The sequence below is a fragment of the Mesorhizobium sp. WSM4817 genome, assembly GCF_055811135.1.
In genome coordinates this window covers 159,214-180,368 of record NZ_JBVVQQ010000007.1, presented here as the reverse complement: position 1 = coordinate 180,368, position 21,155 = coordinate 159,214, and the positions used below count along the sequence as shown (strand labels likewise).

The window sequence follows — 21,155 nt, the reverse complement described above, 5'->3', positions numbered from 1 at the left end:
ATATCAGCGGCATGGCAGCCGACGTTCCCACCGGTTCGCAAATGCTGCTGGCGGCAGATACGCTGGTCTATGACAATGACAACCAGACCGTAACGGCCGTCGGCGGCGTGCAGATCGATTATGGCGGCAACCGCCTCGTCGCCCAGCGGGTGGAATACAATCGCAACACCAAGCGGCTCGTCGCCAGCGGCAATGTCGAGGTCATCAACAGCGACGGCACCAAGATCTATTCGCAGCATGTCGACATCACCGACGATTTTGCCGACGGCTTCGTCAACGCGCTGCGTGTCGAAACCGTCGACAAGACCTATTTCGCCGCCGAAAGCGCGGAACGCATGGGCGGCGTGCTGACGACGTTCCACAACGGCGTCTACACGGCCTGCGAGCCATGCGAGGACAAGCCGGACAAAGCGCCGACCTGGCGCATCAAGGCCAGAAAGATCATCTGGAACGGCGAAAAGAAGACGGTTCGCTTCGAGAATTCGAATTTCGAGTTCTTCGGCTTTCCGCTCGCCTATCTGCCGGCCTTCGAGATTGCCGACCCGACCGTCAAGCGCAAGAGCGGCTTCCTGATCCCCAGCATCGCTTACAAGAGCGACCTCGGCCTCGGCGTCAAAGTCCCCTATTATTTCGCGCTCTCACCAACCTACGACCTCACCGTCACCGGCAGCGGCTATACCAAGCAGGGCTTTCTCGGCGAAGCCGAGTGGCGCCAGCGCTTCAATAACGGCCAGTACAGTCTGAAGATCGCCGGCATCCGGCAAGAGGATCCCGACGAGTTTATCGACGACGAGGGGCGCAATGTCGATTCGGGTGCGGCCGGCGACCCAAACGAGTTCCGCGGCATGATGGGCACCAAGGGCCAGTTCGCTATCAATCCGCGCTGGGACTTCGGCTGGGATGTCCTGCTGCAGACCGACAAGAACTTCTCACGCACCTACGCCATCGAAGACTTCGGCGATAGCGTGCATCGCTCCTCGATCTACCTGACCGGCCTCAACGGCCGCAACTATTTCGACGTGCGCGCCATGCGCTTTGTGGTCCAGGAAGAGGCACTTCCTGACGATCCGACCGCGCGCGCCGGCAAACAGCCCTGGGTGCTGCCCTCGCTCGACTACGCCTACATCCCCGACATGGCGGTGGGCGGCGGGCAGCTGTCGCTCAATGTCAACGCGCAGGCTATCAGCCGCGACAGGCTGGATAGGGCCCTTGCCGATCCGAACAACGCTGCGTCCGTCACCAGTGTACGCGGCATCGAGGGCCAATCGGGCCGTCTCACTGCCGAAGCGGAATGGAAGCGCACCTTCACCACCGATGGCGGGCTGCTGCTGACGCCCCTTTTGGCGCTGCGCGGCGATGCCGGCTATGTCAACGCCTCTTCGGGATCGCTCAATGCCATCAATCAGATGGCGTCTAACCTCGGCGTCGACGACGATACGCGATCGTCGCTCGCCCGCTTCATGGCAACCGCCGGACTGGAAATGCGCTGGCCGGTGCTGTTCTCGTCGACCAGTTCCAGTCACATCTTCGAGCCGATGGCGCAGGTGTTCGTGCGTCCGAACGAGCAATATGTCGGCGGCCTCGCTGTTCCCAACGAGGACGCGCAGAGCTTCGTCTTTGATGCCACGACATTGTTCGAGCGCGACAAGTTCTCCGGCTACGACCGCTTGGAAGGCGGCACGCGCGCCAATGTCGGGCTGCGCTATTCCGGCGCCTATGACAATGGCTGGAGCACCAACGCGCTATTCGGCCAATCCTACCAGCTTGACGGCCAGAACTCCTTCGACGCGCCGGACCTGGTCAACGTCGGCGAAGATTCGGGCCTGGAGACCGCGAGCTCCGATTATGTCGGCCTTGTCGGCTTCAACAGCCCCGGCGGGCTTTCCGGCTCGGTCAGCGGCCGCTTCGACGAGCAGAGCTTCGAGATTCGCCGCGCCGAGGTGAAGGCAGCCTATTCCGGCCTGCCGATTTCGTTCAGCGCCAAATACGCCTTCATCCAGGCTCAGCCGCTCTATGGTTTTACGACCGATCGTCACGAGGTCACGCTCGGCGCCTCGGCGCAACTTGCCGAGAACTGGCGTGTCTTCGGTACCGGCACCTACGATCTCGAGCAAAGCGTCCTGGTCAAGGACGGGGTCGGCTTTGCCTATAGTGATGATTGCTTCACCTACTTGATGACGTTCTCGGAATCCCGCGACCTGAGCACCAAGGAAGTGTCGCAGAATATCGGTTTCAACCTGTCGTTTCGCACGCTCGGCGATTTCGGCTCGACGCAAAGCTCCTTCAACACTGTACAGTAGCAGACCACTGGCCAATAACGGACAGGCGGAACGGGCGGCCGGCCAACGCACCAGCCCCGAAAAATTCAAAGTGTCTTGAGCATACGTCGTGCGTCAAAGTGGACGCACATCGCAGCTAACGACATCGTTTCGCCGCATAGGGCAGGCACGGGTTCCAGTTCCCTCAAAATGCGATAAAATTGGGCCGCAACCGAGATAGGATTGGGATGCTTTCGATGAGGAAATACCTCTTTTCGGCAGGGTTCGCGCTGCTGGTGGCGGCGACCTCAGCCTCGATCACCATGATGACGCCGCCGGCTTTCGCCAGCCAGATCAAATACGTCGTCAACAACGTACCGATTACCACTGGCGACATCCAGCATCGGGCTGCCTTCCTGCGCCTGCAGCGCAAGAAGGGCAATGCCGCCGAGGAAATGATCGAGCAGACGCTGCGCGTCGCCGAAGCCAAGCGTCTCGGCATCCGCATCAGCGACGCCCAGGTCGAGGCTGCCTATCAGCGCTTTGCCACGACCAACAAGATGCAGCTCAAGCAACTCGATGGCGTCATGGCGCAGTCCGGCGTCGGCAAGGAGCATTTCAAGGAGTTCATCCGCTCCCAGATGGCCTGGAACCAGGCGCTGACCGCGCGCCATCGCTCAGAGAGCGGCGGCTCCGTGAGCGAGCAGGACGCAGTCAGGCGCATGCTCGACAAGGGCGGCAACAAGCCGACCGCCATGGAGTACATGCTGCAGCAGGTCATTTTCGTCGTGCCGGCGGCCGAGCGCAGCGCGACGCTGTCCAAGCGCAAGCGCGAGGCCGACGCCATGCGCGCCCGCTTCAACGGCTGCAACACCTCGCGCGAATTCGCCAAGGGCCTGATCGACGTCACTGTTCGCGATCTCGGCCGGATACTGGCGCCGCAATTGCCGCCGGACTGGGCCGACCAGATCAAGGCCACCAAGGTCGGCGGCGCCACCCCCACGCGCGAAACAGACCGCGGCGTCGAGTTCATCGGCATCTGCTCGTCTCGCGAAGTGTCCGACGACAAGGCCGCCCAGATGGTGTTCCAGAGCGAAGGCTCGAGTGGCAAGGACGCCGATGGGCTCTCCACGAAATATGTCGAGGAGTTGCGGAAGAAAGCCCGCATCGTCGAGCGCTGAAGTCGCCAGAGGCAGCGCTGGCGCTGAGCGCCGGCGATCCATCCGGCGTCGGGCCGGAAATCGCCATTGCCGCCTGGCAGGCGCGCGACAGCGCCGGTGTGCCGCCCTTCTACCTTATAGCCGATCCGGCGCTGATTGCCGCACGGGCGCGCCTGCTCGGCGCCGATGTGCCAATCACGGAGACAGTGCCAGCCGAAGCGGAGCGCGTCTTTGGGCGCGCCCTGCCCGTCATGCCGCTTGCCGCCCGCTTCGTCGACGACCCCGGCCGGCCGGACCCGGCCAACGCCGCCGGTATCATCGAGGCCATCGACCGCGCTGTTGACGACTGCCTTGGCGGTCGCGCAGCGGCGGTCGTTACGTGCCCGATCGCCAAGAAGCCGCTCTACGATGCCGGCTTCCGTTTTCCCGGTCACACTGAATATCTGGCGCATCTGGCGACGCTCCACACCGGCGCACAAGCGATGCCAGTGATGATGCTTGCCGGTCCCGAGTTGCGCACGGTTCCGGTCACCATCCACATTGCACTGCGCGAGGTGCCGGAAGCGCTGACGACGGAATTGATCGTCGCGACCGCCCGCATCACCGCCGCCGACCTCGAATATCGCTTCGGCATTGCCAAGCCGCGGCTTGCCGTTGCCGGCCTCAATCCGCATGCCGGTGAAGGCGGCGCGATGGGCGCCGAGGACGAGCGCATCATCCGCCCGGCGATCGAAAGGCTGAGGGCGGAGGGCATCGACGCTTTCGGGCCGCTGCCGGCCGATACGCTGTTCCACGCCCGCGCCCGAGCCGGCTACGATGTGGCGCTGTGCATGTATCACGATCAGGCGCTGATCCCGGCCAAGGCGCTGGCGTTCGACGAGGCGGTCAACGTTACGCTCGGCCTACCCTTCATCCGCACTTCACCGGATCACGGCACCGCTTTCGATATCGCCGGCAAGGGCATAGCCCGGACCGACAGCCTGATCGCGGCGCTCAGGCTCGCCCGCAGGCTTGCCGACATCGGGGCGAAGGCTGCCGCCGCATGAGGCTTTGCATGAGAGCGGTCGCATGAGCACCGACGGGCTGCCGCCGTTACGCGCGGTGATCGAACGCCATGGGTTGCAGGCAAAAAAGGCGCTCGGCCAGAATTTCCTGCTCGACCTCAACCTTACCGGCAAGGTCGCGCGTGCCGCCGGCGACCTGACCGACGCCACGGTAATCGAGGTCGGTCCGGGTCCAGGTGGCCTGACCCGGGCGCTGCTGTCCCACGGCGCGGCTCGGGTCATCGCCATCGAGCGCGACGAGCGCTGCCTGGCAGCGCTTGCGGAGGTGTCAGATCACTATCCGGGCCGTTTGGAAATCATTGCCGGCGACGCGTTGAAGACGGATTTTGCAGCGCTTGCCGAAGGCGCACATGGAGGCAATGGATCTGTGAGGATCGTCGCCAACCTGCCCTACAATATCGGCACCGAACTTTTGATACGCTGGCTGACCGTCGCCGAGTGGCCGCCCTTTTACGCATCGATGACGCTTATGTTCCAGCGCGAGGTGGCCGAGCGCATCGTCGCCCGCCCCGGCAGCGATGCCTATGGCCGGCTGGGCGTGCTGGCAGGCTGGCGGACGGAGGCAAAAATCGCTTTCGACGTGCCGCCGCAAGCCTTCACGCCGCCGCCCAAGGTGGTGTCGTCGGTGGTGCATCTGGTGCCGCGGGCAAATCCGCTGCCCGCCGAGGTCAAGAAGCTCGGCCGCGTTACCGAAGCGGCCTTCGGCCAGCGCCGCAAAATGCTGCGGCAGAGCGTCAGGAGCCTCGGCGGCGAAGCCCTGCTCACCCGCGCCGGCATCGATCCGATGCGGCGGGCGGAAACCTTGAGCGTCGAGGAATTCGTGCGACTGACCAACGCGGTGTGATTGCGGCGGCCCCTAGTCCGTCTTCTCATCGAGCAGCCCCGAGACGAAATCGAACAGCCCGGGCCGGCGGTCGCGTCTGAGCCGCTCGGCGATGACTATGCCGCGTACCTCGGCGAAGGCACGGTCGAGATCGTCGTTGATGATGACGAAATCATATTCCTTCCAGTGCTCGATCTCGTTGCGAGCGTTCTTCAGACGCGTCTCGATCACCGATTCCTGGTCCTCGGCGCGGCGCTTCAGCCGCGCCTTCAACTCTTTCATCGAGGGCGGCAAGATGAAGATCGAGACGATGTCGGCGCGCATCTTCTCCTTGAGTTGCTGGGCGCCCTGCCAGTCGATGTCGAACAACATGTCGCGGCCCTGTGCCAGCGCCAATTCGGCCGGCTCACGCGGCGTGGCATAGCAATTGCCATGCACTTCGGCCCATTCAAGCAGTTCGTCCGAATCGCGCAGCCGCTCGAACTCACGCATGGTGCGAAAATGATAGTGGACGCCTTCGATCTCGCTGCCGCGGCGCGGCCGCGTGGTGACGGAAACCGACAGCTCGAGACTGGAATCGCTTTCCAGAAGATTGCGCGCGATCGTCGACTTGCCGGCGCCGGACGGCGACGACAGCACGAGCATCAAACCCCGGCGGCGAATGCGGGAACCCAAATCCCTGGCAACCATAGGCTCCTTGGCGACCATCAGGGTTACTCCAGATTCTGGACCTGTTCGCGAAACTGGTCGACGACCGCCTTCAGCTCCAGCCCTATGGCGGTGATCGCAGCGGCGTTCGACTTCGAACACAGCGTATTCGATTCGCGGTTGAATTCCTGCGCCAGAAAATCGAGCTTGCGGCCGATGGCGCCGCCGCCTGCCAGCAGCACCCGGCCGGATGCCACATGTGTCTTCAGCCGGTCGATCTCCTCGCGGATGTCGGCCTTGGTGGCCAGGAACGCCGCTTCCATATGCAACCGGCTGGCGTCGAGATTGGCGGAGGCATCCATCAGCAGCCGCACCTGCTCGGTAATCCGTTCGCGGATCACCGCCGGCTCGCGCGACGGATCGGCCTCGGCGCGCAGCGTCAGCGCTTCGATAGCGTCGATATGACCGGACAGCAGCGAGCGCAGGGCGGTGCCCTCGCCCTGGCGTGCCTGCTCCAGCCCGCCCAGCGCCACTTCGAGCGCCGAGAGTATCGCGCTGTCGAGCGCCGCCCGCGCCTCTTCGGTTTCGACGGTTTCGGGGATGTCGAGCACGCCGCGCAGCGAAAGCAGCCCGTCGGCTGTCGCAGGCGCTGCGCCGAACATCTCCTGCAGCCGCTTGGCCAGCCCCGCCAGATCTCTCAGGAAGGCCTCGTTGACCACGGGCTGCGCCTGCTGGCCGGCTGCGCGGCCGACGGTCAGCGTTGCCTGGAAATTGCCGCGCGCAAAGCGCTTCTGCACCGTCTGCCTGGCGGCCGGTTCAAGCCGCTCGAGGCCTTGCGGCAGCCGCAGCCTGACCTCGACGCTCTTGCCGTTGACCGACTTCACCTCCCAGGCGATCGACGTGCCGTCATGTTCGGCGACGGCCCGTGCAAAACCGGTCATGCTCTGCAAATTCATGATGCCCTTGCTTCCCCCTGGCGCATGATCCCGGAAGCGGTTCCGGGCCAGATCGTGCGCGGCTTCAAAAAATCCGGAGCGCCTGTTCGCGTCGAATCGGACGCAGGGCGCTCCTGATGACAAAATCAGCACGTCCCGGCCGTCAGACGAATCGGAGGGACGACTTCACAACCGTCCGGGCGCTACTGCGCCGCCGCTCCGGCGTCGCCATCGCCGTCGTCAACCGGCGCGTCGGTCTGACCTTCCACCTTGGCGGCGTCGGCCTTGGCAGCACCGGCCTTAGCGGCTTCATCGGCCAGTTCCTTCTGCAGCGCCCGGTAGCGGGCGACGTTCTCGTTGTGCTCGGCCAGCGTCGCGGCAAAGACGTGACCGCCGGTGCCGTCGGCAACGAAATACAGGTCGTCGGTCTTCGACGGATTGGCGACGGCTTCCAGTGCCGCACGGCCAGGATTGGCGATCGGCGTCGGCGGCAAGCCGTTGATCAGATAAGTGTTGTAGGGCGTCGGCTTCTTGATGTCAGACTGATAGATCGGGCGGTCGGCGGGTTTGCCCTTGCCGCCGAACAGGCCGTAGATAATGGTCGGATCGGACTGCAGCCGCATGCCCTTGGCCAACCGGTTGAGGAAGACCGCCGCGACCCGCGAGCGTTCGTCGCCCTTGCCCGTCTCTTTCTCGACGATCGAAGCCAGGGTGACGAAGTCTTCGACACTGGCCAGAGGCAGATCGGGGGCGCGCCGCTGCCAGACTTCCTCGACAAGGTTCTTCTGGTCCGCCAAAAGCTTTTCGACCATCTGCTGGCGTGTCGCGCCGCGGGTGAAACGCAGCGTGTCGGTAGCAAGGCTGCCCTCGGGTGGAATGGTCCCCGGCATATCGCCGTCGAGCGCTGCCTGGTCGGCGATGCGCTGCAGCGCCTGCTCGACCGTCAGCCCCTCGGGGACGGTCAGCGAATACATCACCGACTTGCCGCTCTTCAGCAACTCCATGATGTCGCGCATCGAGGCCTGCGGCTTGATCTCGTATTCGCCGGCCTTCAGGGCGGAATCATTGCCAAAAGCGCGCACGCCAAGGCGGAAGATGCGCGCATCGCTGATCAGTCCGCGCCGCTCGAGCTGCTCTGCAATCTCCTGGACGCCGGTATTCGGCTTGACCAGGAAGGTGTCGGCATTGGCCGAAGGGCCGGGCTCGTTGAATTCCTGCTTGCCGAAATACAATGCAAAGCCAGCCGCCAGAACCAACAGCATCACCAGGGAGATGACGAAGTTCATGAACACGACGAACTGGCTGCGCGAGGCGCGCGAGCGCTTGGGCGGCGGCGTGCCGGCTTCAGGCCGCAATGCCTCGCTGGCCGTTTTCGGCACGATCGGACCCGACGGTGCGGACCGTTGCCCGAATTGCCCGTTGTCCGCCGAATTTGTGCTCATGGCGCCCTACCGTTTGGTCTTGCAACGAATCCCCTTGGGCACAGTAGGAGCGAATATGGCAAAATTGACGACACGCATAGACCGTGCCGGTCGGCGGACCGGTCAGCCATTGTAGCGCTGGAAGACCAGCGAGGCGTTGGTGCCGCCGAAGCCGAAAGAATTGGACAGCGCCACGTCGATTTGGCGGGCGCGCGGCTTGTGCGGCACCAGGTCGATCGCCGATTCGCGCTCCGGGTTGTCGAGATTGATGGTGGCCGGCGCGATGTTGTCGCGAATGGCGAGGATCGAAAAAATCGCCTCGGCGGCGCCCGCCGCACCCAGAAGGTGGCCTATCGACGACTTGGTCGACGACATCGATATTTTCGAAGCGGCGTTGCCGACCAGCCGCTCGACGGCGCCCAGTTCGATCGTGTCAGCCATGGTCGAGGTGCCGTGCGCATTGATGTAGTCGACGTCTGCGGGCGTCAGCTTGGCCCGGTTCAGCGCCGCAACCATGCAACGGAAGGCGCCGTCACCATCTTCGGCCGGCGCGGTGATGTGATAGGCATCGCCGGTCAAGCCGTAACCGGTGACCTCGGCATAGATCTTGGCGCCGCGCGCCTTGGCGTGTTCCAGTTCCTCCAAAATGACGACGCCGGCGCCCTCGCCCATGACGAAGCCGTCGCGGTCGCGGTCATAGGGACGCGAGGCCGTTTCCGGAGCGTCGTTGCGGTCGGTCGACAGCGCCCGGCAAGCGGCGAAGCCGGCGATCGACAGCCGCGTCACCGGCGCTTCCGTGCCGCCTGCGACCATCACGTCGGCATCGCCCCACATGATCAGCCGGGCGGCATCGCCGATGGCATGCGCACCAGTGGAGCAAGCCGTGACGACGGCGTGGTTGGGGCCTTTCAGCCCATGCCGGATCGAAACCTGGCCGGATACAAGATTGATGATCTGGCCGGGGATGAAGAACGGGCTGATGCGGCGCGGACCGCGCTCCTTCAGGATCATCGCGTTCTCGGCGATGCCTTCGATGCCGCCGATGCCGGAGCCGATCAGCACGCCGGTGGCGCATTGCTCCTGATGCGTCTTCGGCGCCCACCCCGAATCCTTCAGCGCCTCGTCGGCGGCCGCGATCCCGTAGAGGATGAAGTCGCCGATCTTGCGCAGTTCCTTCGGCTCGAGAACGGTCTCGGGATTGAAGGTGGCATTCTCACCATTGCCGCGCGGGATGACGTGGGCGACCTTGCAGGCAAGATCCTCCACCTCGAACTCGGTGATCCGCTTGGCTGCGCTGCGGCCGGTCAGAAGTTCCTTCCAGCCGTGCTCAAAGCCTGCGCCGAACGGCGAAAGCAGCCCAAGGCCCGTGACGACGACACGCCTCATCGCAGGTCCTCCTCGGTGATGACTGCAAATAGCGTCAGGCCGAAGCCTTGTCGATGTACTTCACCGCATCGCCGACAGTCAGGATGGTTTCGGCCGCATCGTCCGGGATCTCGACGCCGAATTCTTCTTCGAACGCCATGACGAGTTCGACCGTGTCGAGACTGTCCGCGCCCAGATCATCGATGAAGCTCGCCTGCTCCGTCACCTTGTCGGCATCGACGCCAAGGTGCTCGATAACGATCTTCTTGACGCGCTCTGCGGTGTCACTCATTTGGGCATCCTCGTCTTTTGTTTGTCTGTCTTCGTTAGCGGGCAGAATGCCGCTAATCAAGCTGAAAGATGGTCCTGTCGGAAACGCAACGGCACCGGACCGGTTTTTGCCCGAACCGCCGGGTTGCGGGCCGCATTACACGAAAATCGGCCGGGCTCCAAGGCGAAAAGGGGTGTTTCCCGCAACTGTCAAATCATCGCCATGCCGCCATTGACGTGAATGGTCTGGCCGGTGACATAGGCGGCTTCGTTGGAAGCGAGGTAAGCGACGGCGGAGGCGACTTCGGCGCTGGTGCCCATGCGCCGTGTCGGAATCGCCGCCATGATCGCCTCTTTCTGCTTGTCGTTGAGCTTGTCGGTCATCGCCGATTCGATGAAGCCCGGGGCGACGCAGTTGACGGTGATGTTGCGCGTGGCGATCTCCTGCGCCAGCGACTTGGAAAAGCCGATCATGCCGGCCTTGGAGGCGCAGTAGTTGGTTTGGCCGGGATTGCCGGTGACGCCAACCACAGAGGTGATGTTGATGATGCGGCCATGCCGGCGCCGCATCATCGGATGGGTGAGTTCGCGGGTCAGCCGGAACACGGCGGTCAGATTGACCTCAAGCACCGAATCCCAGTCGGCGTCCGCCATGCGCACGAAAAGCCCGTCCTTGGTGATGCCGGCATTGTTGACGAGAATGTCGACGCCTTCGAGATCGGCCTCGACCTTTTGGCCGAGCGCCTTAACCTCGTCGCGATTGGAAAGGTTCGCCGGGAACAGCTTGACCCGGTCGCCGAGCTCGGCCGCCAGCGTTTCCAGCTTCTCGACGCGGGTGCCGTGCAGGCCGACGACAGCGCCCTGCGCATGCAGCACCCTGGCGATAGCCTCGCCGATGCCTCCCGATGCGCCTGTGACGAGCGCCTTGCGGCCGGTCAATTCGAACATGTCTTTGATCCTCTTCCAAATCGGACAGGCCGGCGAATGTGGCTACCTGTAGACATCACTGCGGTGGCCTATTGTAACCACCAGAATGACGAGCCGCTTGTCCTGCACATCGCAGATAATTCGATAATCCCCAACCCGGTACCTCCAAAAAGTCGCTAACGGTCCCTTCAGCGGCTTGCCGGCTTCACGCGGATTGTCGAGGGCGGCAATACGGTTCTCGATGAAGTCGCGGAGCCGGTGACGTGTCTGCGGATCCAGTTTTTCAATAAATTTGCGCGCCGAGCGGGCATATTCAAGCGTCCAGGCCACGCCAGAAGTCCTCGGCTGTCATGACGTCCTCGTCGCCGCTTCTGATCCGCTCCAGCACTTCGGCCGCGAGGTAATAGTCTTCCACGTCCTCAAGACCGCGCTCGATGAGTTCGCGCAGATAATAAGCTTTACTGCGGCCAGTCCTGGCCGCGAGAAAATCCAGACGCTCTTCGATTTCGGGGGCAAGTCGGATTGATGTCGGCATTCCGATCTCCTGTGAATACATGTATTCACATATCCCGACGAGGCCAAGAATTCAAGCGCCCGCATCAGCCGGACGCGCATGGTTCAATCGAGCGCCACCAACGCCGCCTCGACTTCGGCTGGCGTGCCGACGGCGCCGGTGGCGATGTCGCGGTTTATGCGCCGCGCCAGTCCCGACAGCACCTTGCCGGCGCCCACCTCGTACAGCGTCGCAATGCCGTTGGCACCAAACCATTCCACCGTTTCGCGCCAGCGCACGCGCCCCGTCACCTGTTCGACCAGGCGGTGGGCGATCGCATCCGGATCGCTGGACGGCGTGACCGACACGTTGGAGACCACGGGTACGAACGGCGTGTTCTTCGTCACGCCGGCCAGCGCCTCGCGCATGGCCTCGGCCGCCGGTGCCATCAGCGCCGAATGGAAGGGCGCCGAGACCTGCAGCATCAGCACCCGCTTGGCGCCCTTTTCCGTGCACAGCTTCGCCGCCTGCTCGACGGCCGCCCTGGCGCCGGAGATCACCAGTTGGCCACCGCCATTGTCGTTGGCGATCTGGCAAATCGAATCTTTGGCCGCTTCAGCGCAGGCGGCTTCGACATCGGCCTGTTCCAGCCCGATGATGGCCGCCATGGCGCCCTCGCCGGCCGGCACAGCCGCCTGCATGGCATTGCCGCGGATACGCAAGAGCCGGGCGGCATCGGCGACCGAAACGAAACCGGCGGCGGCAAGTGCCGAATATTCGCCGAGCGAGTGGCCGGCGACATAGGCGACCTTGTGCTTCAGCGAGAGGCCGCGCGATTCCAGCGCCCGGATGGCGGCGAGCGACACAGCCATCAGCGCCGGCTGGGCATTGGTGGTCAGCGTCAGCCTCTCTTCCGGCCCTTCCCAGATCAGCTTCGACAGGTTTTCGCCGAGCGCGTCGTCAACCTCTTCGAAGATCTTCCGCGATTCCGGAAAGGCGTCGGCGAGGTCCTTGCCCATGCCGACAGCCTGGCTGCCCTGTCCCGGAAAGGTGAATGCGACTGCCATGCGTGCCTCCCAAGCGGCTGATTTTTCCTGCCTGTGACGCAAGGCGGGCGGACAAGTCAAGTCCGCTAGCAGCCCGACCCGGGCCGCTCCGGCTCGGTATCGCTGGCCGAGTACCTGTTCCAAAAGGCTTTTTTTCGATCACTCATGATGAAAATCGCTCACGATTCGTTTGCTGGCTCTTCTTATTTCAGCCACAGACGCTAGCTTTTCGTGACATATCCATGACAGCTCAATGACACTTTTGTGTATGGTCGGGGGAATTGTAAGGTGGCAAGGATCAAGAAAGGCGTTGGCAAATCCGCGCCACAGTTTCTGGAAGGCGATCCGGCCACCGGCTATCTGCCGGGCCGGAAATGGCCTGTTATCCGCTATGGCCTCGTCAGCCTTCTCGCCGCCACCATCCTGGTTTTTGCCATCGAACTGATCGTGCGCGGCGACTTTGCCGGCACCGTCGGCTTCTTCCTGCAGCCCTTCAAGCCCGGCTGGACCACCATCATCATCTTCGCGCTGATCCTGATCGGCCTCGATGCCGTGCTCGGCCGCAGCCACCAGAGCCTGATGATCGTCGCGCCGCTGACGCTGGCGCTAGCCTTTGTCGGCCACCAGAAATCGCTCTATCTCGGCGATCCGCTCTATCCGACCGATTTCCTCTATTCACGTCAGATCGTGGCGCTGATGCCGCTGCTGGTGCGCGAACGTCCGGGAACCGCCATCGCTCTGGCGGTCGGCATCGTCGGCAGCCTCTCGCTGCTCGTTTATGGCTGGCGGCTGTGGCGCCGCCGGGTACCGGCGCTCGGTCGCAAGGGGCGCCTGGCCCGGCTGACGCTGACCGTGCCGCTGCTCGCCTTCTTCGTGTCGATCATGGATTACGCGACGTTCTCGTGGACCCGCGACCGGCTGCAAATCATCCCGATCATGTGGGACCAGAAGGAAAATTACGCCTCCAACGGCTTCGCACTGGCCTTCGCCCTCAACGTGCCAATGGCCCATGTCCCCGCGCCTGCCGGCTACTCCGACAAGGCGATCGCGGCGATCGAAAGATCTGGCGTGAAGGCATCGGTGCCGGCCGAGAAGCCAGACATCATCATCGTCATGAGCGAATCCTTCTGGGATCCGACCGAACTGCCCGGCGTCACCATCACGCCCGATCCGATTCCCAATGTGCGGGCGCTTCGCTCCGGTCACGTGTTCTCGCCCGAATTCGGCGGCATGACCGCCAATGTCGAGTTCGAGGCGCTGACCGGCTTTTCCAACGCCTTCCTGCCGGCCGGCAGTATCCCCTACCAGCAATATGTCCGCGCGCCGGTGCCGTCGATGGCGACGTTCCTGAAGAGCCAGGGCTATGAGACGCGCGCCATCCATCCGGGTACAAGCTGGTTCTGGAACCGAACGCCGGTCTATGCCGATTTCGGCTTCGATGACTTCAAGTCCGAAGAAAACATGCCATATCTCGAAAAGCGCGGGCCGCTGACGTCGGACGCGGCGATGACCGACGAGATCATCCGCGAAGCCGACGCCACGGACGATCCGTTCTTCTACTTCGCCGTCAGCCTGCAAAACCACGGACCCTACGAACCGAATCGCTATTACAATCCGACCCACAAGGTGCAGGCTCCGACCAGCCAGTGGGCAAAGGATTCGCTGCTGAGCTTCACGGAAGGCGCATCCGACGCCGACAAGAGCCTCGAGCGCCTCATCGAATGGGCGAAGAACCGGCGGCGACCGACGGTCATCGCCTTCTTCGGCGACCATCTGCCGCCGCTCGGTCCGGTCTATGTCGAGACCGGCTTCCTTAGGGATAACGTCGCGCCGCGCAAGGAGCCGCCCGACCAGATGCTGCTGCATCACAAGACGCCGCTGGTGGTATGGTCGAACCGCACCGGGCCGGCCGCGGATATGGGTGCGGTAAGCCCGGCTTTCCTGCCCTACCATATCCTGACCACGGCCGGGATCAGCCACCCCTATTACACCGGCTTCCTCGGCCAGATGCGCGAGCGCTACAGCGTCGTCGACCGCAATTTGTTATTGACGCCGACGGGCGAGGACACGCCCGACTGGGCGCGCAAGAAGCAAATCGACCCGGCGATTCGCGATTTCCGTCTGCTGCAATACGACATGATGTTCGGCAAGCGCCGTGCAGCGCCCGATTTCTTCCCGGAGACGGTGAACAAGCGGGTCCCGCATACAAGCTGAAGATGCGCGACATGTCGTCCTGAGCGCGGCGGTTTTTCGGCTCGCCCTTGTCTTGCGGCCAAATTCCTGTATAGACGCCCGCAATCTGCCGGTCCTTGCTGGGGGCTGAACGGAGGGCCGGAGGTTTTTCGAAACCTTCGTGTGGAGCCAGAAGCGCTTCCGCCTCCCGTGTCTCCGCTCTCGACCGTCTCGTCATGCTCCTTTCTTCCCCGCCCAGCCAGGGATCGCCGGGTCAGAGAAGTTGCAGAGGCTTTTGCCGCCGGGACCGGGAGAGAAACGAAGAAAGGCAAAGAACAATATGGCTCTTTACGAACATGTGTTTCTTGCCCGGCAGGACCTCTCGCAGCAGCAGGTCGATGCGCTTGTCGAACAGTACAAGAGCGTCATCTCCGCGAATGGCGGGTCCGTCGGCCGGGTCGAGAACTGGGGATTGAAGTCCCTCACCTACCGGGTCAACAAGAACCGGAAGGCATACTATACGCTGATGGACATCACCTGCCCGCCGGCCGCGCTCAACGAGATGGAGCGCCAGATGGGCCTGTCCGAGGATGTGCTGCGTTTCCTCACCATCAAGGTCGATGCGCATGAGGAAGGCCCGTCGGCAATGATGCAGAAGCGCGAAGAGCGCTCGGAACGCGGCGGCTTCGGCGACCGTGACCGTGGCCCGCGCTCGTTCGGCGACCGCGATCGCGGCGACCGTGGCGATCGCCCGCCGCGCAGCTTCGGTGGCGATGGTGCAGACCGTGGCCCGCGCCGTCCGCGCGAAGCTGTTGAAGGGGGTGCAGAATAATGGTCGACATCAACCAGATCCCGACCCGGCGCCCGTTTCACCGCCGCCGCAAGACTTGCCCGTTCTCCGGCGCCAACGCGCCCAAGATCGACTACAAGGACGTGCGTCTTCTGCAGCGCTATATTTCCGAGCGCGGCAAGATCGTGCCGTCGCGCATCACCGCCGTCAGCCAGAAGAAGCAGCGCGAGCTCGCCAAGGCGATCAAGCGCGCCCGCTTCCTCGGCCTGCTGCCCTACGTGGTTCGCTAACACTGATTAGGTGACCATGATCTTATCCGAAAACCGGTTTCCACTTTTCGGGATCATGGTCTAGCCAGCGGGCGGTTCGCCGCCCGCTTTTCCCACGGCGACGGGCGCCGCAGGGTTGCCATCAAATCCCGGGTTGAGGTGAAGACCTCTAACTGCCGCGACAGGCAGGACAGCGACATCGGCGGCGACGCCCTCAGCTTCCTGACCTGTTCCAGACAATTCGGCGTCGATGCCAGTGACTTGGCGCCCCAAACGAAGGAACAAAATCATGGAAGTCATTCTTCTCGAACGCGTTTCCCGCCTCGGCCAGATGGGCGATACCGTCAAGGTCAAGGATGGATTCGCCCGCAACTTCCTGCTGCCGCAGGGCAAGGCGCTGCGCGCCAACGAAGCCAACAAGAAGAAATTCGAAGGCCAGCGCGCCCAGCTCGAAGCCCGCAACCTCGAGCGCAAGTCCGAGGCGATGCAGATTTCGGAGAAGCTGGACGGCAAGAGCTTCATCGCCGTGCGTTCGGCCGGCGAAACCGGCCAGCTCTACGGCTCGGTGTCGACCCGCGACATCGCCGAGTTGCTGACGGCGGAAGGTTTCTCGGTCAACCGCAACCAGATCCTACTCAACCAGCCGATCAAGACCATCGGCCTGACCAATGTGGCGATCGCCCTGCATCCGGAAGTCGAGGTCACCATCACGATCAACATCGCCCGCACGGCCGACGAAGCCGAGCGCCAGGCCAAGGGCGAGACGCTGACCACAGCCGAAGCCATCTATGGCGACGACATCAACGACAATGCGCGCCCGGACAACTTCTTCGATCCCAATGCCGAGTTCGAAGGCGGCGAAGACAACGGCTGATTGCACGTCACAAGGCGTCAGAGCGGCGCTTTAAAACGTTTCGTCGGCTTCCAGTCATTTCTGGACCAACGCCCGGGCGCCTCGCCCGGGCTTTTTTGTGCCAAACGGAACTTTTCGACCCCCTATATCTTGATGCAGACTATAGCGCCGCGCGTCGTTTGGACGCGCAAAGGACGAGGACTTTGGTTCGGCGCATGATCCTTTCCGAAATCGATTTCGATTGTCGGGTCATGCGCCGAGACAGCGTGTCTGACCGAGAGGGGACATTTGTTCATGAATATTCTGCTGAAACGCATTCTCGACCGCCTGGTGCGCACCGGCAATCTCAAGGTCACCGGACCGAAAGGCCTCTCCGTGACTTTCGGTGACGGCAGCGGCGATCTGGTGCACATGCACATCAAGACCACGCATGCCGAGCGCGCCATCAGCTTCGATCCGATGCTGGCGGTGCCGGAAGCCTATATGGACGGTGAGCTCGACATACTCGAGGGCGGCGTGCTGGGGGTGATGCGCATCGCCTTCCAGAACATGGATAGCGGCGGCATCGATGCCACCTGGTCGAAGGCGATAGAAGGCCTGCGTCACGCTTTCCGCCGCCTGCAGCAGATCAACACGGCGGCGCGCGCGCGCCGCAACGTGCAGCGCCACTATGATCTGTCAGGCGACCTCTACAGGCTCTTCCTCGACGGCGACATGCAGTATTCCTGCGCCTATTTCGAGCAGCCGGACATGACGCTCGACGAGGCGCAGGCAGCCAAGAAGCGCCATATTGCCGCCAAGCTCAGGCTGAAGGCCGGCCAGACGGTGCTCGACATCGGCTCCGGCTGGGGTGGGCTCGGTCTCTATCTCGCCAAGTCCTTCGACGTCGACGTGCAAGGTGTGACGTTGTCGACCGAGCAGCATGGCGTCGCCACCGACCGCGCCCATGCGCAAGGCCTGGAAAACCGCGTGCATTTCGAAGTGAGGGATTACCGCGAGATCAACGAGCGCTTCGACCGCGTCGTCTCGGTCGGCATGTTCGAGCATGTCGGCGTCAACCACTACCGCACCTTCTTCGACAAATCGGCGACGCTCTTGAAGCCGGACGGCGTCATGCTGCTGCACACGATCGGCCGCTCCGGCGCGCCGTGGGCAACCAGCGCCTTCATCCGCAAATACATTTTCCCGGGCGGCTACGTCCCCTCGCTGTCGGAAGTGATGCCGGCGATCGAAAAGTCGGGCCTCATCGTCACCGACATCGAAGTCCTGCGGCTACATTATGCCGAGACGCTGAGACATTGGAGCCAGCGCTTTGCCGCCAACCGCGACAAGGCCAAGGCGATCTATGACGAACGGTTTTGCCGCATGTGGGAGTTCTATCTGGCAGCCTCGGAAGCCGCTTTCCGCTGGCAGGATCTGGTGGTCTTCCAAATCCAAATCGCCAAGAAGAACGACACGCTGCCGATGTCTCGTGACTATATGGCCAAATGCGAGAAGGCGTTGCAGCTGCGCGACATGGGGCATCGTCCAAAAGCCCCTGCCGCCAAGCCCGCCCGGCGCCGCAAGGTGGCGGATATGGAATAGACCGCCGGCGATCACGCATTGCCGCTTGCCATTGCCGGCCCACACGCTGAAAAAGGTCTCGCCGTCGCCGCGAGACTTTTTTCATGACCTATCTCATCTACATCGTTGCTGCCCTTGCCGAGATCGCCGGCTGCTTTTCGATCTGGGCGTGGTGGCGGCTGGAAAAGTCGCCGCTGTGGCTGGCGCCAGGCCTGGTCTCGCTCGCTTTGTTCGGCTTCCTGCTGGCGCTGGTAGACATCAGTGCTGAGGGCCGCGCCTATGCCGCCTATGGCGGCATCTACATCGCCGCCTCGCTCGGATGGCTGTGGCTGGTGGAAGGCGTGCGCCCCGACCGCTGGGACCTTGCGGGTTCCGCGCTCTGCATCGTTGGCGCCTCGGTGATCCTGCTCGCACCTCGGGGTGCCTGAGCTATGGAACTGCCTATCCCGCTTCGACAGGGCGTCGAGCGCCTCCTCGAAAAAGTGCCGCTGCCGACGCTGAAACAAGCGGCAAAAACGCTGTCGGACCGCTATCGCGCCGAACTGCGCGACGGCCGCCTGCATATGGCCGAGGAGATCGCGGTCAAGGCCTATCTGGCGACGCGGCTGCCGGCGACCTATGCCGCTGTCCGTGCCAGTCTCGATGCGGTCGGCGAGGCAAGGCCCGATCATGCACCCAAAACCCTGCTCGACGTCGGCGCCGGCCCCGGGACCGTGCTTTGGGCTACGCTCGATCTCTGGCCCGACCTCGAGCAGGCGGTGCTGATCGAGGCGAGCGCGGCGGTGCGCCGGGTCGGCGCGGCGCTTGCCGCTGAGGCGATGACGGCCAGGGTCGCCTGGCTGGCCGGCGATGTCAGCCTCGATCTCGCCGATCTCAAGCCGGCCGAGCTTGTCACCTGCGCCTATGTGCTGGACGAGATCGGACCGGTGTCGCTGCCAAAACTGATCGACCGGCTCTGGCACCTGACCGACGACACGCTGCTGGTCGTCGAGCCGGGCACGCCGGCCGGATGGCAGCGCATCCTTGCCGTGCGCCGGCAGCTGATCGAGGCGGGTGCGCACGTGCTTGCGCCTTGCCCGCATAAGTCACCCTGCCCGCTCGCGCCGCCCGACTGGTGCCATTTTTCGCGCCGTGTCGCGCGTTCGCGCCTGCACCGGCTGGCCAAGGATGCCGACGTGCCATGGGAGGACGAGAAATTCATCTATGTCGCTGCCTCCCGCCACGCTGCTGCCCCGCCGCAGGCGCGTGTGATCGCACCGCCGAAATCGGGCTCGGGCAAGGTCCTGCTGAAACTTTGCGAGAAGGACGGCAGCGCCGACGAGAAACTGTTCACCAAACGTGACGGCGATGTGTTCAAGGCCGCGCGGCGACTCGACTGGGGCGACGCACTGCCGGAGTGATTGGCAGCTATTTTCCTGTTTTGTTCTCGCCCGAGAACGGCTAGGCTCGCCGTCTTGATTCGAGTCAATCGAGATTCTTTCCACCGAAAAATCTTGGCTGTGAATCGCGGGCACCGAAGCTGATTGAATGAAGACTGATGCAGATAAGTCATCACCGACCTATCCCGTTCTGATATCGAGAGACCGGCATCGAAATCGGGGACGTTATGGCAGAGGCAGCACGAAAATTCGGCGTGGCGGAAACACCGCTCTATCGCGAGGCACCGAACAACATCGAAGCCGAGCAGGCGCTGCTCGGCGCCATCCTCGTCAACAACGACGCCTTCTACCGCGTGTCGGATTTCCTGAAATCCGGCCATTTTTACGAGCCGCTGCACAGAAAGATCTTTGAGGTCGCCGCCGAGCTCATTCGTATGGGCAAGATAGCGACGCCGATCACGCTGAAGACCTTTCTGCCGGCCGACGAGAGGGTCGGCGACATGACGGTTGCGCAATATGTGGTACGGCTGGCCGTCGAGGCGGTCACCGTCGTCAATGCCGCCGACTACGGCCGCGCCATCTATGATCTCGCCACGCGACGCGCCCTGATCACCGTCGGCGAAGACATGGTCAACATCGCCTACGACGCGCCGGTGGACATGTCGCCATCCGAGCAGATCGAGGACGCCGAGCGGCGCCTGTTCGAACTGGCCGAGACCGGCCGCTACGATGGCGGTTTCGAGAGCTTCACCGACGCGGTCAAGACCGCCGTCGACATGGCCAACGCCGCCTACATGCGCGACGGGCACCTGTCGGGCGTCGCCACGGGCCTGCGCGATCTCGACCGCCGCATGGGCGGCCTGCAGCCGTCCGATCTGATCATCATCGCCGGCCGCCCGGGCATGGGCAAGACCTCGCTTGCCACCAACATGGCCTTCAACATCGCCGAAGCCTATGTGCCGGCACAACAGGCCGACGGTTCGTTCAAGGCGGCAAATGGCGGCGTCGTCGGCTTCTTCTCGCTCGAAATGTCGTCGGAACAGCTCGCCACCCGCATCATTTCCGAACAGACCGAAATCCCGTCGTCGAAAATCCGCCGCGGCGAGATCAGCGAAATGGATTTCGAAAAGCTGGTCGCCTGCTCGCAGACCATGCAGAAGATCCCGCTGTTCATCGACCAGACCGGCGGCATCTCGATCGCCCAGCTCTCGGCGCGGGCGCGGCGGCTGAAGCGCCAGCGCGGCCTCGACGTCATCGTCATCGACTATATCCAGCTGATGCAAGGGTCGAGCGCCAAATCCTCGCAGAACCGCGTGCAGGAGATCACCGAGATCACCACCGGCCTGAAGGCGCTGGCCAAGGAGCTTGCCGTGCCGATCATCGCGCTGTCGCAGCTGTCGCGTCAGGTCGAAAGCCGCGACGACAAGCGCCCGCAGCTCTCGGACCTGCGCGAATCGGGTTCGATCGAGCAGGATGCCGACGTGGTGATGTTCGTCTACCGCGAGGAATACTACCTGAAGAACCGCGAGCCGAAGCCGGGCACCGACGAATACATCAAATGGGAACACGAGATGAACGAGATGCGCGGCAAGGCCGAGGTCATCGTCGCCAAGCAACGCCATGGACCGACCGGCTCGGTCAGCCTCGCCTTCCAGGGCGAGTTCACCCGCTTCTCCGACCTCGCCGAGGAGCATCATATTGCGGAGAGGTTTGAGTAAA

General features: G+C 63.3%; 21 protein-coding genes. 12 read left to right on the top strand and 9 right to left on the bottom strand.

Annotated features, from left to right (window positions below; translation table 11 throughout):
- The first annotated feature begins 11 nt into the window (after positions 1 to 11).
- From AC0L2K_RS12880 to rsmA, 4 genes are all read left to right on the top strand, one after another.
- On the top strand, positions 12 to 2,300 hold the full coding sequence (locus AC0L2K_RS12880; protein WP_473531508.1) for an LPS-assembly protein LptD: 2,289 nt from the start codon (positions 12 to 14) through the stop codon (positions 2,298 to 2,300).
- Between the two features lie 206 nt (positions 2,301 to 2,506).
- Complete coding sequence (locus AC0L2K_RS12875; RefSeq protein WP_236386628.1) at positions 2,507 to 3,439, top strand: peptidylprolyl isomerase; 933 nt, start codon at positions 2,507 to 2,509, stop codon at positions 3,437 to 3,439.
- Positions 3,436 to 4,464: a 4-hydroxythreonine-4-phosphate dehydrogenase PdxA gene (gene pdxA, locus AC0L2K_RS12870; protein ID WP_027152666.1), complete on the top strand. Its 1,029-nt coding sequence runs from the start codon at positions 3,436 to 3,438 to the stop codon at positions 4,462 to 4,464. The genes AC0L2K_RS12875 and pdxA overlap by 4 nt, the downstream gene beginning before the upstream one ends.
- A 22-nt stretch (positions 4,465 to 4,486) precedes the next feature.
- Positions 4,487 to 5,326 carry a 16S rRNA (adenine(1518)-N(6)/adenine(1519)-N(6))-dimethyltransferase RsmA gene (gene rsmA / locus AC0L2K_RS12865; RefSeq protein WP_128172742.1) on the top strand — a complete coding sequence of 280 codons (840 nt, stop codon included), beginning with the start codon at positions 4,487 to 4,489 and terminating at the stop codon, positions 5,324 to 5,326.
- Positions 5,327 to 5,338: 12 nt separating this feature from the next.
- Here the strand turns inward: rsmA and gmk are convergent, their stop codons facing one another.
- From gmk to fabD, 9 genes are all read right to left on the bottom strand, one after another.
- The gene (gene gmk / locus AC0L2K_RS12860; RefSeq protein WP_027152668.1) at positions 5,339 to 6,013 is read right to left on the bottom strand and encodes a guanylate kinase; all 675 of its coding nucleotides are present in this window, start codon (positions 6,011 to 6,013) and stop codon (positions 5,339 to 5,341) included.
- A 5-nt stretch (positions 6,014 to 6,018) separates the two neighbouring features.
- Positions 6,019 to 6,909: a YicC/YloC family endoribonuclease gene (locus tag AC0L2K_RS12855; protein WP_128172741.1), complete on the bottom strand. Its 891-nt coding sequence runs from the start codon at positions 6,907 to 6,909 to the stop codon at positions 6,019 to 6,021.
- A gap of 182 nt (positions 6,910 to 7,091) precedes the next feature.
- The gene (gene mltG, locus AC0L2K_RS12850) at positions 7,092 to 8,330 is read right to left on the bottom strand and encodes an endolytic transglycosylase MltG (protein WP_128172740.1); all 1,239 of its coding nucleotides are present in this window, start codon (positions 8,328 to 8,330) and stop codon (positions 7,092 to 7,094) included.
- Between the two features lie 102 nt (positions 8,331 to 8,432).
- Positions 8,433 to 9,695: a beta-ketoacyl-ACP synthase II gene (gene fabF, locus AC0L2K_RS12845; protein ID WP_128172739.1), complete on the bottom strand. Its 1,263-nt coding sequence runs from the start codon at positions 9,693 to 9,695 to the stop codon at positions 8,433 to 8,435.
- A 34-nt stretch (positions 9,696 to 9,729) separates the two neighbouring features.
- On the bottom strand, positions 9,730 to 9,966 hold the full coding sequence (locus tag AC0L2K_RS12840) for an acyl carrier protein (protein ID WP_006203723.1): 237 nt from the start codon (positions 9,964 to 9,966) through the stop codon (positions 9,730 to 9,732).
- A gap of 188 nt (positions 9,967 to 10,154) precedes the next feature.
- Positions 10,155 to 10,892 (bottom strand): 3-oxoacyl-[acyl-carrier-protein] reductase, encoded by a 738-nt coding sequence (fabG, locus tag AC0L2K_RS12835; RefSeq protein ID WP_023800706.1) that lies wholly within the window; start codon positions 10,890 to 10,892, stop codon positions 10,155 to 10,157.
- 42 nt (positions 10,893 to 10,934) lie between these two features.
- The gene (locus AC0L2K_RS12830) at positions 10,935 to 11,201 is read right to left on the bottom strand and encodes a type II toxin-antitoxin system RelE family toxin (protein ID WP_128247644.1); all 267 of its coding nucleotides are present in this window, start codon (positions 11,199 to 11,201) and stop codon (positions 10,935 to 10,937) included.
- Positions 11,185 to 11,406 (bottom strand): type II toxin-antitoxin system RelB family antitoxin, encoded by a 222-nt coding sequence (gene relB, locus AC0L2K_RS12825; protein ID WP_128247645.1) that lies wholly within the window; start codon positions 11,404 to 11,406, stop codon positions 11,185 to 11,187. The genes AC0L2K_RS12830 and relB overlap by 17 nt, the downstream gene beginning before the upstream one ends.
- 83 nt (positions 11,407 to 11,489) lie before the next feature.
- Positions 11,490 to 12,431 (bottom strand): ACP S-malonyltransferase, encoded by a 942-nt coding sequence (gene fabD, locus AC0L2K_RS12820; RefSeq protein WP_473531507.1) that lies wholly within the window; start codon positions 12,429 to 12,431, stop codon positions 11,490 to 11,492.
- 267 nt (positions 12,432 to 12,698) lie between these two features.
- On the opposite strand from fabD, the gene AC0L2K_RS12815 reads away from it, so the two are divergent.
- From AC0L2K_RS12815 to AC0L2K_RS12780, 8 genes are all read left to right on the top strand, one after another.
- Positions 12,699 to 14,624, top strand: a complete 1,926-nt coding sequence (locus tag AC0L2K_RS12815) for an LTA synthase family protein (protein ID WP_473531506.1) — start codon at positions 12,699 to 12,701, stop codon at positions 14,622 to 14,624.
- 298 nt (positions 14,625 to 14,922) lie between these two features.
- Positions 14,923 to 15,414 (top strand): 30S ribosomal protein S6, encoded by a 492-nt coding sequence (gene rpsF, locus AC0L2K_RS12810; protein ID WP_023800709.1) that lies wholly within the window; start codon positions 14,923 to 14,925, stop codon positions 15,412 to 15,414.
- The gene (gene rpsR, locus AC0L2K_RS12805; protein ID WP_006203718.1) at positions 15,414 to 15,662 is read left to right on the top strand and encodes a 30S ribosomal protein S18; all 249 of its coding nucleotides are present in this window, start codon (positions 15,414 to 15,416) and stop codon (positions 15,660 to 15,662) included. The genes rpsF and rpsR overlap by 1 nt, the downstream gene beginning before the upstream one ends.
- Positions 15,663 to 15,930: 268 nt before the next feature.
- Positions 15,931 to 16,515 (top strand): 50S ribosomal protein L9, encoded by a 585-nt coding sequence (gene rplI, locus AC0L2K_RS12800; protein ID WP_473531505.1) that lies wholly within the window; start codon positions 15,931 to 15,933, stop codon positions 16,513 to 16,515.
- 273 nt (positions 16,516 to 16,788) lie between these two features.
- Positions 16,789 to 18,078: a class I SAM-dependent methyltransferase gene (locus tag AC0L2K_RS12795; RefSeq protein WP_473531504.1), complete on the top strand. Its 1,290-nt coding sequence runs from the start codon at positions 16,789 to 16,791 to the stop codon at positions 18,076 to 18,078.
- 83 nt (positions 18,079 to 18,161) lie between these two features.
- Complete coding sequence (locus AC0L2K_RS12790) at positions 18,162 to 18,485, top strand: YnfA family protein (RefSeq protein ID WP_473531503.1); 324 nt, start codon at positions 18,162 to 18,164, stop codon at positions 18,483 to 18,485.
- A gap of 3 nt (positions 18,486 to 18,488) precedes the next feature.
- A complete protein-coding gene (locus AC0L2K_RS12785) occupies positions 18,489 to 19,457 on the top strand; it encodes a small ribosomal subunit Rsm22 family protein (RefSeq protein WP_473531502.1) in 969 nt (322 codons plus the stop codon).
- Positions 19,458 to 19,663: 206 nt separating this feature from the next.
- Positions 19,664 to 21,154, top strand: a complete 1,491-nt coding sequence (locus tag AC0L2K_RS12780; RefSeq protein ID WP_023800713.1) for a replicative DNA helicase — start codon at positions 19,664 to 19,666, stop codon at positions 21,152 to 21,154.
- The last annotated feature ends 1 nt before the right edge of the window (position 21,155 follow it).